The 12,559-nt window shown below is 72.3% G+C and carries 11 protein-coding genes and 1 riboswitch; of the genes, 2 read left to right on the top strand and 9 right to left on the bottom strand.

Going from position 1 to position 12,559, the window contains the following annotated elements:
• Nucleotides 1–181 precede the first annotated feature (181 nt).
• Nucleotides 182–1,432 (bottom strand): MBL fold metallo-hydrolase, encoded by a 1,251-nt coding sequence (locus ACZ56L_RS04060; RefSeq protein ID WP_471061241.1) that lies wholly within the window; start codon nucleotides 1,430–1,432, stop codon nucleotides 182–184.
• 189 nt (nucleotides 1,433–1,621) lie between these two features.
• On the bottom strand, nucleotides 1,622–2,392 hold the full coding sequence (locus tag ACZ56L_RS04055; RefSeq protein ID WP_471061238.1) for an SIMPL domain-containing protein: 771 nt from the start codon (nucleotides 2,390–2,392) through the stop codon (nucleotides 1,622–1,624).
• 287 nt (nucleotides 2,393–2,679) lie between these two features.
• On the opposite strand from ACZ56L_RS04055, the gene ACZ56L_RS04050 reads away from it, so the two are divergent.
• Entirely contained in the window at nucleotides 2,680–3,570 is an 891-nt protein-coding gene (locus ACZ56L_RS04050; RefSeq protein WP_345219110.1) for a carbohydrate kinase family protein, read from the top strand.
• 13 nt (nucleotides 3,571–3,583) lie between these two features.
• Here ACZ56L_RS04050 and ACZ56L_RS04045 read toward each other — a convergent pair whose 3' ends face one another.
• Entirely contained in the window at nucleotides 3,584–4,375 is a 792-nt protein-coding gene (locus ACZ56L_RS04045) for an SGNH/GDSL hydrolase family protein (RefSeq protein WP_468684671.1), read from the bottom strand.
• Between the two features lie 185 nt (nucleotides 4,376–4,560).
• Entirely contained in the window at nucleotides 4,561–5,565 is a 1,005-nt protein-coding gene (locus tag ACZ56L_RS04040; RefSeq protein ID WP_345218704.1) for a M23 family metallopeptidase, read from the bottom strand.
• Between the two features lie 2 nt (nucleotides 5,566–5,567).
• Nucleotides 5,568–5,748: riboswitch (cyclic di-AMP (ydaO/yuaA leader) on the bottom strand.
• 343 nt (nucleotides 5,749–6,091) lie between these two features.
• Here ACZ56L_RS04040 and ACZ56L_RS04035 point away from each other — a divergent pair.
• Nucleotides 6,092–6,892, top strand: coding sequence for a tyrosine-protein phosphatase (locus ACZ56L_RS04035; RefSeq protein ID WP_468684668.1), 801 nt, complete (start codon nucleotides 6,092–6,094; stop codon nucleotides 6,890–6,892).
• A 9-nt stretch (nucleotides 6,893–6,901) separates the two neighbouring features.
• Here the strand turns inward: ACZ56L_RS04035 and ACZ56L_RS04030 are convergent, their stop codons facing one another.
• The 5 genes from ACZ56L_RS04030 to hpnH form a co-directional block, all read right to left on the bottom strand.
• On the bottom strand, nucleotides 6,902–7,231 hold the full coding sequence (locus ACZ56L_RS04030) for a DUF6126 family protein (RefSeq protein WP_471061235.1): 330 nt from the start codon (nucleotides 7,229–7,231) through the stop codon (nucleotides 6,902–6,904).
• A complete protein-coding gene (locus tag ACZ56L_RS04025) occupies nucleotides 7,231–7,839 on the bottom strand; it encodes a helix-turn-helix domain-containing protein (protein ID WP_345218695.1) in 609 nt (202 codons plus the stop codon). The genes ACZ56L_RS04030 and ACZ56L_RS04025 overlap by 1 nt, the downstream gene beginning before the upstream one ends.
• A 68-nt stretch (nucleotides 7,840–7,907) precedes the next feature.
• Nucleotides 7,908–9,347, bottom strand: a complete 1,440-nt coding sequence (locus ACZ56L_RS04020; RefSeq protein WP_471061232.1) for an aspartate aminotransferase family protein — start codon at nucleotides 9,345–9,347, stop codon at nucleotides 7,908–7,910.
• Nucleotides 9,344–11,320, bottom strand: coding sequence for a 1-deoxy-D-xylulose-5-phosphate synthase (gene dxs / locus ACZ56L_RS04015; RefSeq protein ID WP_468685044.1), 1,977 nt, complete (start codon nucleotides 11,318–11,320; stop codon nucleotides 9,344–9,346). Before dxs ends, ACZ56L_RS04020 begins: the two co-directional genes overlap by 4 nt.
• A gap of 214 nt (nucleotides 11,321–11,534) precedes the next feature.
• Complete coding sequence (gene hpnH, locus ACZ56L_RS04010; RefSeq protein WP_471061229.1) at nucleotides 11,535–12,557, bottom strand: adenosyl-hopene transferase HpnH; 1,023 nt, start codon at nucleotides 12,555–12,557, stop codon at nucleotides 11,535–11,537.
• Nucleotides 12,558–12,559: the final 2 nt, after the last annotated feature.

The following is a 12,559-nucleotide window of genomic DNA, read 5'->3' as shown; positions in this document are numbered from 1 at the left end:
CTCGGTCATGACCGAATGATCCGGGTGCGGGCCTCCATGCGCGGCGGGCCGCGCGGGCTCGGCAGCGGAAGAACCTCTTTCGCCGCCGCCGGACGCGCATCCCGCCGCGCACACGCGCGCTCATCGTCCGGCCGGTTCCGCCACAGCTCGGCGGCCCCGGCCGGACCCTCCTTGTTCTACGTCAGCGCTCCGTCAGGAGCTCGCGCTCTTCCCGGGGTTCCCGCGCATCCGCCCGCGCCCCCTCGGGACCGCGCCACGGCCGTGCGATCGGCCTCGACACAGCGCGCCACCACGGAACCGCCGGATGCTCCCCGGCGGGCTCGAAAGGCTGGCCCGGGCACGGGAAGGCCACCGGCTGCCCCGCCGCCCCGGCGACATCACGCGTCCACTCCGCCGGCTCCGCCCACGCGTGCATCGCCAGGTTGAACGTTCCCCAGTGAATCGGCAGAAGCACCCCCGTGGCCTGCTGTCCTTGCAGGTCGAGGTGGGCACGAAGCCCCTCGGCGGGCGTCATGTGAATGTCCGGCCACGCACCCGGCACCGGCGTGGCATCCGTGTGGTTCTCCGGCCAGTACGGGCTGTACGCGCCGATCTGGATCATCGTGGCGTCGAAGGGGCCGTGCGCCGCGCCGATGTCCTTGAAGCCCTCGAAGTAGCCGGTGTCGCCGCTGTGGAAGATCCGGTGCGCGGGGCCCGCGACCGCCCAGGACGCCCAGAGGGTGTGCTGCTGGTTGCGCAGGCCGCGCCCGCAGAAGTGGCGGGCGGGGGTGGCGGTGAGGGTGAGCCCGGCGATCTCGGTGGACTCGTTCCAGTCGAGCTCGCGGATGCGCTCCGGGGGGACGCCCCAGCGCTCCAGGTGCGCGCCGACGCCGAGCGGGACCGCGAAGAGCGCGCCGCTCGCCCTGAGGGCGCGGATGCTGGGCATGTCGAGGTGGTCGTAGTGGTCGTGCGAGATCACGACGGCGTCGAGCTCGCCGAGGGAGCCCAGTGGCACGGGCACCGGGTGCAGCCGCTTGGGCCCGGCGAAGTCGAACGGGGAGCAGCGCTCGCTCCACACCGGGTCGAAGAGCACCCGGCTGCCGTCGATCTCGGCGAGGACACTGGAGTGCCCCATCCAGGTCAGGCGCAGCCCGGAGGCGGGCGGCTCCTTGATGTCGGCGAGCGTGGTGGCGTGCACGGGGACGGTGCCCGCGGGTGCGCGCCGGATCCGCTCGTCCTTGCGGAAGTACGTCTTGAGCAGGCCGGAGGTCGATTTGGGCGAGGGCCGGTCGGCCCGGGTGCCCTCGGGGTTCTGGAAGACGCCGTCGGCGAAGTTCGGCGAACGGCGGATGCGCTCCATGCGCTCCCCGGCGGGATCGGCTCCGAACGCCGCGGTCCGCAGCCCGCGCAGTTTCTCGCGCAGCGGCGTCAGCGGGGAATCCGCACTGGTCACGGCACCTCCAAGGTCGGCTTCAGTCCATTATCGGCACGCCTGTACGACGCCCGGGAAACGGGCCCGTGACGGCGGACCGCACGGCAGGCGGCGCTTTCCCCGGGGAGAACGGCCGCCGGCTCTCACGTATGCCCGGTCGTCCTCCCCGTGGAACGCGCGTCGCCGCCGAAAGGGGTCAGCCGAAAGGGGTCAGTCGAGTTCGTAGACGGCGGTCACGACGACCTGTTCCTTGACCTGGCCGGGGGCGACGGGCACCGACGGAGGCGCGTCGGCGAGGGCCCCCGCCGGCACCTCCACCGGGCGCGGGCGGCCGGAGTCGGACTCGGTGAGGGAGACCAGCCTGCCGAGCGGGCGACCGCTGAGCCGGGCGTACTGTGCGGCCTTCTCGCGGGCGTCGTCATGGGCGGCCCGGCGGGCGGCGGCGCGCAGCGGGGCGGGGTCGGCGACGTCGAAGGTCACCCCGTGGACCCGGCCCGCGTCACCCGCGGCGTCCATGGCCGCCCGGATGACGGCCCCAGTGCGGGAAAGGTCGCGCACGCGGACCGAGAAGCCCTGTCCGGCCTGGTAGCCGGTCAGCCGCTGGTTGCCGTTGTCGTCCTGGTGGACGGGGTTCAGGGAGAGGCTCTCGGTGCGTACGTCACGGTCGGCGACGCCCTGGGCCCGGACCGCGGCGAGCAGCGCCCGGGCCGCGGCCGACTGGGCGGCGAGCGCTTCCTCGGTGGTGGGCGCGGTCGCCTCGACTCCGAGGTTGACGAACGCCGTGTCGGGCGTCGCCGTGGCCTCCCCCGATCCGGTGACGGTCACGGTGGCGGGCGCGGGGCGCGCGACCCCGGCGGTGACCGGGGCCGGGGTGAGCGCGGACGCGGGCGCCGCACCGGCGGCCAGCAGCCCGCCGGCGAGGGTGGCGGCGACGAGCAGGCGTGAGGACGTCCGGCGCGGGGCGGGCGGGATCGGGGACATGGAGGGGGTCCTTCCGGGAGCCGGGGCCGCGAGGAACCCCGGCGGAACAGGGTTGCGGGACATCCCAGCACTCCCCGCGTCCGGCCGGGCCGCGCCACTCTGGCGACGTCCCCCGAATGTGTCTTCCGGGTCTCCGCGGGACGCGGGGGCGCGGCCGTCCCCGGCTCCGCCGCCGAAAACCGCCATACTGGGCCGCGTCGGCCACATCCGGGCAGGGAGAGGGGAACGCGGTGTCACAGCAGGTGCAGCAGCAGGACGGTCCGGACGGGGTCGGTGCGTACGACGTCCTGGTGATCGGCGGCAGCGGCGTGGACACGGTGGTGCGGGTGGACCAGTTGCCGGTGCCGCTGGCGGACTCGGTGGGCGTCGCCCCCATCAGCGAGTGGCCGGGGCACACGGGCGGCAACGTCGCGCTGGGCCTGCGGGCGCTGGGCCTGGGCGTGAAGTTCCTGGACGTGATCGGGGACGACTGGATCGGCGGGCAGGTGCGCGAGCGGCTCGCCAAGGGCGATGTCGACTTCGAGCCGCTGATCTCGCCCGCGGGCACCCGCCGGGCGGTCAACCTGGTGGACTCGACGGGCGGCCGGATGTCGTTCTACGACTCCCGGGACCCCGCTGACCTGCGGCTGCCGCAGGACTTCTACCTGCCGCACCTGAACCGGGCCCGGCACGTCCACGTCTCGATCGTGGACTTCGCCCGGCACCTGCTGGACGACGTGGTGGCGTCGGGCGTCCCGCTCTCCACCGATCTGCACGACTGGGACGGGACCGCCGACCACCACCGCGACTTCGCGCTCCGCGCCGACCTGGTGTTCCTGAGCGCGGCCGGCGCGGGCGAGCGGATCGGCGAGGTGATGCGGGAGATCCTGCGCGAGGGCCGGGCGCAGGCGGTGGTGGCGACGGCGGGCGCGGGCGGCTCGTACCTGCTGGCCCGGGACGACGGCAGCACCCCGCGCCCGGTTCCGGCGACCGTCCCGCCCGGCCGGGTGGTCGACTCCAACGGCGCGGGGGACGCCTACGTCTCCGGTTTCCTGTACGGGCGCCTGACCGGCCGCAGCCTTCAGGAGTGCGCCCACTTCGGCGCCCTCGCGGGGGCCTACGCCTGCACGGTCCCCGGCAACACCTCGCTGATCGGTCCCGAGGCCCTGCTGTCGGAGCCGTCGGACCCCTCGGCGTAGCCGCGCCGCGGGCTCAGAGCGGCAGCAGGTCCGGCCGCTTCGCCTCGACGTGGTCGCCCGAGCTCTCGCCGCGCAGCCGTCGCCCGATCCACGGCACCAGGTGCTCGCGCGCCCAGTCGATGTTGTCGCGGCGCGCGTCGAGCCTGCGGCGCGGCGCCATCGGCGGCCAGGGCTGGTCGGGGTCGGCCGGGATCTCCAGGCCGAGGACCTGACCGGCCCGCAGCGCCACCCGGGTGTGCCCCTCCGGGGAGAGGTGCAGCCGGTCGGAGTCCCAGGCCCGCCGGTCCTGCACCGACCTCAGCGACCACAGGTCCAGGACCGGGCAGCCGTACCGGTCGGCGATGGCCCGTACGTGTGCCGAGTACGTGGCGACCTTGCCGCGCAGGTGGCGCAGCACGGGGATGCCCCGGGTGTCGAAGCCGGTGGTCACCATGACCGTGCCGACGGCCGAGGTGAGGTCGGCGACGGCCCTCTCGAACCGTTCGGCGACGTCGTCGGGGTCGGAGCCGGGCCGGATGATGTCGTTGCCGCCCGCGCAGAAGCTGACAAGGTCGGGGGCGAGCTGCTTGGCCCGGGGGACCTGGTCGGCCACGATCTGGTCGAGCAGTTTGCCGCGTACGGCGAGGTTTGCGTAACGGAAGGTGTGTTCGGGTACCCGGTCGTCCAGGAGGACGGCAAGCCGGTCGGCCCACCCGATGAACGCGCCGCCGGGGCCGGGGTCGCCGACCCCTTCGGTGAAGCTGTCCCCGATCGCCGCGTACGACCCGATGGTGCCTGCGCTGAATGATCTCGAATCGTCTGCCACGTCGACACATCCTTCACTTTCGCAAGTGACCTACGCCACCGTAGGGAGGGGTTGACGGAGGGTGAGATATGCCACCGGTCAAGATTCACCCAACCCGGAATACGCGGGTGGCGCTTCGGGATACGCGTCTCGCCCCCGCACCGGGGCCGGTGCGGGGGCGAGTGGGCCGTGGGGGGCGGTCCGTACTAGAGCGGGACGCCGTTGTTGCGCAGGTAGCCCAGCGGGTCGATGTCCGAGCCGTAGCCGGGGCCGGTGCGGATCTCGAAGTGCAGGTGCGGGCCGGAGGAGTTGCCGGTGGAGCCGGAGTAGCCGATCTGCTGGCCGCCGGAGACGCTCTGGCCGGAGCGGACGCCCAGCGCGGAGAGGTGGGCGTACTGCGAGTAGCGGCCGTCGTTGTGCCGGATGACGACCTCGTTGCCGTACGCGCCGCCCCAGCCGGCGGAGACCACGGTGCCCGCGGCGACTGCCTTGACCGGGGTGCCCGAGGACGCGCGGAAGTCGACACCGGTGTGGTAACCGCTGGACCAGCTGCCGCCGGAGGCGCGGTAGGGGGTGGAGACGCCCGAGGGGACGGGGGCGCTGAAGCCGGAGCGCTGCGTCTGCCGCTTGCTCTCGGTGCGCTGCTCGGTGCGCTGCTCGGCCCGCTTCTCCGTCCGCTTCTGGGAGCGCTGCTCGACGCGGCTCTCGGTGCGCTGCTCGGCGCGCTTGTCGGTGCGCTCCACGCGCTCGGTCCGCTGCTGCTGCGGGGCCGGGGCGGTGGCCTTCCGCTCGGCGGCCGCGGGGGCCTTGCCGCCGAGGGTGAGCTTCATGCCGGGGAAGATCAGCGAGGGGTTCTCACCGACGACCTCCCTGTTGTCGCCGTAGACCTTCTGCCAGCCGCCGCGCACGTCCTGGTCCGCGGCGATCTTCGAGAGGCTGTCGCCGGACACCACGGAGTACGTACGGGTGCCGGTCTTCGGCGCGGCGGCGGGGGCCGCCTGCCGGGGCTCGGCCGCGCGCTGCTGCGGGAGCTGCGCCTCGGCGGCGGCCTGCGGCAGCGCGACGGGGGCGGCGCCCTGGTCGGCGGCGTTCGCACCGGTGGCGCCGATGAGCGGAAGGGCCAGTGCGGCGCCGCCCGTGCCGGCGGCGACGAAGCCCCGGGTGAGCGGGGAACTGGACTTCGGGCGGCGGTGCTTACCCTGAGCAGGCATGACGATGTCCTCTCCGGCGCCTGCGAGGTGAGCTGTCGGGTTCGGGCTGGAGATGCCCGGCCGCGCTCCACATCCGGGAGCGCTGCTTCACCCCGAGCCGTTCCGGCGGACTGTCGTCCTCCGGTACGGCGTACTACCTGGGTCCCCCGCTCCTGCCACACGAAGAAAAAGGGAAAGTGACTCCGAGCGGTGGCAGGATTCGGCGGTCCACCCGGATTGACGGTGACCGTAAGCGAGTGCGGACCGCCGGAACAAGCCGTTCCCCTTTTCTCCCTCGCCAGAACACGCCTTCTTCACGATTCTCCCGGTGGCGCGCAATCGTCCCGGGCACCATCTCCCGCCTCTGGCCTGCCGTTTGACGCTTCGGCAGCAGACGTCACGGTTCGCTCTATGATTCTGCTCACTCGCACCCCCGTACGACCCAGACGGTTGCCTCAGGCACCCATATGGGGGCGCTTCTGTCGTATCGTCGGCCCGTGGCCCTCGTCGGCGTGCCCGCGTCGGCGGACGACCTTGAGGAGCACTCGTGACGCAGCAGGCATCGCCGTCGGCCGAGCCGGATCTCGCAGGCGTACGGAACTTCCGCGACGTGGGCGGGCTGCCCACCGCGGACGGCCGTCGGACGCGTTACGGACGGCTCTTCCGCAGCGGCCACCTGGCGCACGCCACCGAGTCCGACACGGCGTTCTTCCACTCGCTCGGACTCCACACGATCTTCGACTTCCGCAACGCGGCGGACCAGGAGCTGGAGGGTCCGGACGTCGAGCTGACCGGTGTGCGGAACGTGAACATCCCGCTGAGCGACCCCGCGGACGGCGCCGAGTTCTGGATGATGGTGCGCGACGGCAACCTCGACCAGCTGCGCGAGATCCTCGACGACGGCAAGGCTGCGGCGCGCATGACGGCGTCGTACCGCCGCATGATCAAGGACCGCACCGCGGAGCACAGCCGGGTGCTGCACGCCTTGGCCGAGGACAGTGTTCCGGCGCTGATGCACTGCGCGGCGGGCAAGGACCGCGCGGGTCTGTCGATCGCGGTGACGCTGCTGGCCGTGGGCGTGGAGCCGGACGCGATCCGGGCGGACTACGTGAAGTCCAACGACCCGCACCGCCGCTACCGGGTGCGCCGCTCCAGCGCCTCGCCGGAGGCCATGAACGGCGAGGTGATGCGCCTGCTCGCACCGCTCTTCGACGCCCGGGCAGAGTACCTGGACGCGGCCTTCGCCACCATCGAGGAGACCTGGGGCACCACGGACGCCTACCTGGAACGGGGACTGCGGGTGACGCCCGGGGTCCGCGAGGCGCTGCGCGAGCGGCTCACGGAGTGACCGGGCCGCTCAGGCGTCGCCGATCGTGAACAGCAGGAAGATGAACGCCGCGACGATGTGCCCGACCACGATGTAGAGGAAGACCCGCACCACGAGGCCGTGCGGCGCCTTGTCCGCGACGAATCCGTCCGGGCCGGCCCTGCCCGCGCCGTCCTGCCACTCGGCGCCCCGGTCGGAGCCGGGGCGGGAGGCGCGGGCTGCCTCGTCGGCGGCGCGGGCGATGGCGCTCAGGGCGGTGGTCTGCGCCTCGGTGAGCTGCTGGGCGGGGGCGGGTCCGGGAGCCTTCACGAAGCCCTGCGCGGGGGCGAGTCCCGGCGGCTGTGCGGTGGACTCGGTCATCATGACTCCTGGGGCAGGCAGAGCCCGGCGACGGTGCTCTGCATCAGTGTGTGGAGGAACAGCAGCTCGGCCCCCTGCGGCGTCACCGCGGTGATCCGGTGCGGGGTGAGCGAGTCGAAGTGGGCGCTGTCGCCCTCGTCCAGGGTGTGCACGCGCTCCCCGAGCACCAGGCGCAGCCGCCCCTCGAGCACGTACAGCCACTCCTCGCCGGGATGGACCCGTACGAGATCCCGCTGGGCGGCGTGCGGCACGTGGACGCGCAGCGCCTGCATGGCCCGGCCGTGGCTGCCGGCCTGCCGGTACGTCCAGCCGTCGGCCTCGCGGGCGGTCATCTCGCCGGACCGCACGACGGCGTCCGGGGCGGCCGCCGTCTCGCCGAGGACCTCGGAGACGGTCGTGCCGTAGACCCGGGCCAGCGCGAGGAGCATCGGCAGCGAGGGCTGGCGCTGTCCGGTCTCCAACCGGGAGAGGTGCGCGGGCGAGAGCCCGGCGCGGCGGGCCGCGGCCTCCAGCGTGAATCCGCCGCGGCGGCGGAGTTCTCGCAGGTGGGGAGCGACGGAGGGCAGTTCCGCCGAGCCCTCGGCCGCCTCTTCGAGGCGTGGCGTCATACGGTCCATTGAGCCAGAGTGCTTGCCTCTGGGGCAAACTTCTTGCCCCAGAGGCAAAAGAGGCCGGTTCAGCGGTGGGCGACCGCCTGCTTCACCAGTGTCCGGCCGAAGTCCCACATCAGGCCACCGCCGGAGTGTGCGTCGTCCATCACGGCGGTGAAGGCGTCCACGAAGCGGTCGACCTCCTTCTCCCCCACGGTCAGCGGCGGAATCAGTTTGATCACTTCCAGGTGGTCGCCGGACACCTGGGTGAGGATCCGGTGCTTCTGCAGCAGCGGCACGACGACCATCTGGGCGAAGAGCCCCTTGCGGGCCGCCTGGAGCATCGCCCAGCGCCCGCGCAGCGCGAGCGAGGCCGGCCGCCCGAACTCGATGCCGATCATGAGGCCGCGCCCGCGGACGTCGTGCAGCAGCTCGTACTTCCCCGTCAGCGCGGCCAGCCGCGTCTTCAGCAGGTCGCCGGTGCGCCGGGCGTTGGCCACGATCTGCTCGTCCTCCATGACCGAGAGCACGGCGAGGCCGGCCGCCATCGCCTGGGCGTTGGACCCGAAGCTGGCCGAGTGGACCAGCACCCGGTCCATGGAGGAGTAGACCTTCTTGAAGATCCAGTCCTTGCCGAGCGTCGCCCCGACGGGCACGTAGCCGCCGGAGAGCGCCTTGGCGACGCACACCAGGTCGGGTTCCACGCCCGCCTCGTGCTGGTAGGCGTAGAAGTCGCCGGTGCGGCCGAGCCCGGTCTGCACCTCGTCGGCGATGAGCAGCGCCCCGTGCCGGTGCAGCAGTTCCTGGGCGGCGCGCAGGAAGCCGGGCGGGGACTCCAGCACCCCCTTGCCCTGGATGGGCTCCACGACGAATCCGGCGACGTCGCCGCGCCGCAGCTCCCGCTCCAGCGCGTCCAGGTCCCCGAGTTCGATCGCGGTGTCGGGCAGCAGCGGGGCGAACCCGTCCCGGAACCCCTTCTCGCCGTTGACCGAGAGCGACCCGGTGGTGAGCCCGTGGAAGGCGTGCGAGCAGTAGAGGATGCGCGGCCTGCCCGTCGCGTACCGGGCGAACTTCAGCGCGGTCTCGACCGCTTCCGTACCGCTGTTGCCGAAGAAGACGCGGTCCAGGTGCGGGCTGTGCGCGAGGAGCTTCTCGGCGAGCAGTCCCGGCAGCGGCTGGCAGTCGAAGCGGGTGAGGTCGGCGAGCGAGGCGTCCAGCACGTCGTGCAGGGCCTTGCGGACGACGGGGTGGTGGCGGCCGAGGCCCATCACTCCGAATCCGGCGAGCATGTCGAGGTAGTCGTTGCCGTCGGCGTCCCAGAAGTACGCGCCCTCGGCCCGCTCGTACACCCGGTCGAAGCCGATGGTGCGGAGCATGCGCGGGAGCTGGTGGTTGAGGTGCCGGGAGTGCAGCTCGTACCGTTCGCCGCCGCGGGCCGCGAGCAGTTCCGCCAGGTCGAATCCCCGGGAGGCCCCGGCGGGCCCGCTCCCGGCGGGTGCGGGAGCCTCGGGCGCGTCTTCGGTCATTCCGTCAGTTCTCCTTCATTCTCCGCAGATGCGTGCTGTGACGGTGGTGGATTCTTCGTCGTTGACGGGTTCTTCGTCGCTGTCACGTTCTTCGTCGTCCCGGTTCCGTACGGGGCCGTCGCCGCGCCGATCCGGCCGGCGATCTCGACGGGCGTGAGTCCGATGTCGGCCAGCACCTCGCTCCGCCTGGCGTGCGCCAGGAACTGCTCCGGAATTCCGAAGGTTCGCAGCGGCACGTCCACGGAGGCGTCGCCCAGGGACTGCCCCACCGCCGAACCGACGCCCCCGGCCCGGGAGTTGTCCTCGATCACGGCGACGAGCGCGTGCAGGGCGGCGAGCGGCGCCAGCGCCGGGTCGACGGGCTTGACCCAGCGCGGGTCGACGACCGTGCACCCGATGCCCCGCTCCCCCAGCAGCTTCGCCGTCTCCAGGGCGACCCCGGCGAGCGCCCCGACCGACACCAGGAGCACCCGCGCATCCGCGTCCCGGTGCAGCACGTCGAGCCCGCCGATCCGGTCCAGGGCGGGGTACTCGGGCCCCACCGACTCCTTGGGGAAGCGCACCACCGTCGGCGCGTCGTCGACGGCGACCGCCTCCCGCAACTGGGCCCGCAACTGTTCGGCGTCGCGCGGGGCGGCGATCCGCAGACCCGGCACGACCTGGAGGACCGACATGTCCCACACGCCGTTGTGCGAGGGCCCGTCGGTTCCGGTGACCCCGGCCCGGTCCAGTACGAAGGTCACCCCGCACCGGTGGAGGGCGACATCCATCAGGACCTGGTCGAAGGCACGGTTGAGGAAGGTCGCGTACACCGCGAACACGGGATGCAGGCCGCCGGTCGCCAGGCCCGCCGCCGACACCGCCCCGTGCTGCTCCGCGATCCCGACGTCCCACACCCGGTCGGGGTAGGCCTCGGCGAACGCGGTCAGCCCCACCGGATGCAGCATGGCCGCCGTCAGCGCCACCACGTCCGGCCGCTCGGCCCCCACCTTCACCATCTCCTCGCCGAACACCGAGGTCCAGGACGGCCCGCCGGAGGGGCTCAGCGGCTCGCAGGTCAGCGGGTCCATGGCGCCCACCGCGTGGAAGCGGTCGGCCTCGTCCTGCTCGGCGAAGGCGTATCCGCGCCCCTTCTGGGTGAGGCAGTGCACCAGCACGGGGCCGTGGAAGCGCTTGGCGCGGCGCAGCGCGGACTCCACGGCCGCGATGTCGTGCCCGTCGACGGGGCCGACGTACTTCAGGCCCAGGTCCTCGAACATGCCCTGCGGCGCGAAGGCGTCCTTGAACCCCTTCTTCGCGCCGTGCAGCGATTCGTAGAGGGGCTGTCCGACGACCGGGGTGCGCTGGAGCACCTCCTTGCCCCAGGACAGGAAACGCTCGTAGCCGTCGGTGGTCCTGAGCGTCGCGAGGTGGTCGGCGAGCCCGCCGACGGTCGGCGCGTACGAGCGTTCGTTGTCGTTGACCACGATGATCAGCGGGCGGTCCCGGGCGGCGGCGATGTTGTTGAGCGCCTCCCACGCCATGCCGCCGGTGAGCGCCCCGTCCCCGATGACGGCGACGACGTGGTCGGGCCTGCCCAGCACCTCGTTGGCCTTGGCCAGCCCGTCCGCCCAGCCGAGCACGGTGGACGCGTGCGAGTTCTCGATGACGTCGTGCACGGACTCCTCGCGCGAGGGGTAGCCGGACAGGCCGCCCTTGCCGCGGAGCTTGGAGAAGTCCTGCCGCCCGGTCAGCAGCTTGTGCACATAGCTCTGGTGGCCGGTGTCCCACAGGATGCGGTCCACCGGCGACTCGAAGACCCGGTGCAGGGCGACGGTCAGCTCCACCACGCCCAGATTGGGACCGAGGTGGCCCCCGGTCCTGGCCACCGCCTCGATCAGGAACTGCCTTATCTCCCCGGCCAGTTCGACCAGTTCCGCTTCGTCCAATGCCTTCAGGTCCCGCGGCCCCCGGATGCCTTCCAGGATCGTCACGTCGGCCCCCTCTCGGATCGTCCAGCTCACCGTGACGTCGGGGCTGCCCGAGGGCACTCCGGCGTCCTCCCCGCTCGCGGCGGTCCTCACCGCCTCTGCGCTCCCCCTGCCGGAGGCGGCCGCCGGACGCGCCGCGAGGGGCGGCGCGTCGCGGGCGGCCGGGCCGGCGCCGCGGGGAGCCCCGGCCGCGCCGGAGCCCCCCGCGGCCGTCACGTCACCCGCGGTTGCCCGAAACGGTCTCGCGGGCGGCGCGGATGGACTCCTTGAGCGAGCCCATCGTGGCGAGGACGGCCGTCGGCTCGTAGCCGCAGTGCGCCATGCAGTTCGCGCACCGCGGGTCCTTGCCGCGCCCGTACTTCTCCCAGTCGGTCTTCTCGATGAGCTCGCGGTACGTGGGGACGTACCCGTCGCTCATCAGGTAGCAGGGCCGCTGCCAGCCGAACAGGGAGTAGTTCGGGATGGCCCAGGCCGTGCAGGAGAAGTCGGCCCTGCCCTCCAGGAAGTCCAGGAAGAGCGGCGAGTGGTTGAGCCGCCACTTCTTCCGGTTCCCCCCGGCGAACGCCTTGCGGAAGAGCTCCCGGGTCTGCTCGACGCCCAGGAAGTGCTCCTGGTCGGGGGCCTTCTCGTAGGCGTAGGCGGGCGAGATCATCATCTCGTCCACCTCCAGCTCGTCATTGAGGAAGTCGAGCACCTCGATGATGGTCTGGGGGGTGTCGGTGTTGAAGAAGGTCGAGTTGGTGGTGACTCGGAAGCCGCGCCGCTTGGCCTCCTTGATCGCCTCCACCGCCTCGTCGAAGACGCCTTCCTTGGCCACCGACTCGTCGTGCCGCTCGCGCAGCCCGTCGATGTGCACGGCAAACGCGAAGTAGGGCGAGGGCGTGAACTTCTCGATCTTCTTGCGCAGCAGCATGGCGTTGGTGCAGAGGAAGACGTACTTCTTCTTCGCCACCAACTGCCGCACGATTTCGTCGATCTGCGGGTGCATCAGCGGTTCGCCGCCGGCGATGGAGACCATCGGGGCGCCCGATTCGAGCACCGCCCCCACGGCCTGCGCCACCGGCATGCGCTGCTTGAGCACTCCCGCGGGGTGCTGGATCTTTCCGCAGCCCTCGCACTTGAGGTTGCACGCGAAGAGCGGTTCCAGCTCGACGATCAGCGGGAACTTCTCCCGCTTGCGGACCTTCTGTTCGAACAGGTACGTCCCGACCCTGATGGTTTGACGGAGCGGCATTGCCATCT

The organism is Streptomyces sp. NPDC039736 (assembly GCF_055596485.1).
This window is presented reverse-complemented; position numbering and strand designations above follow the sequence as displayed.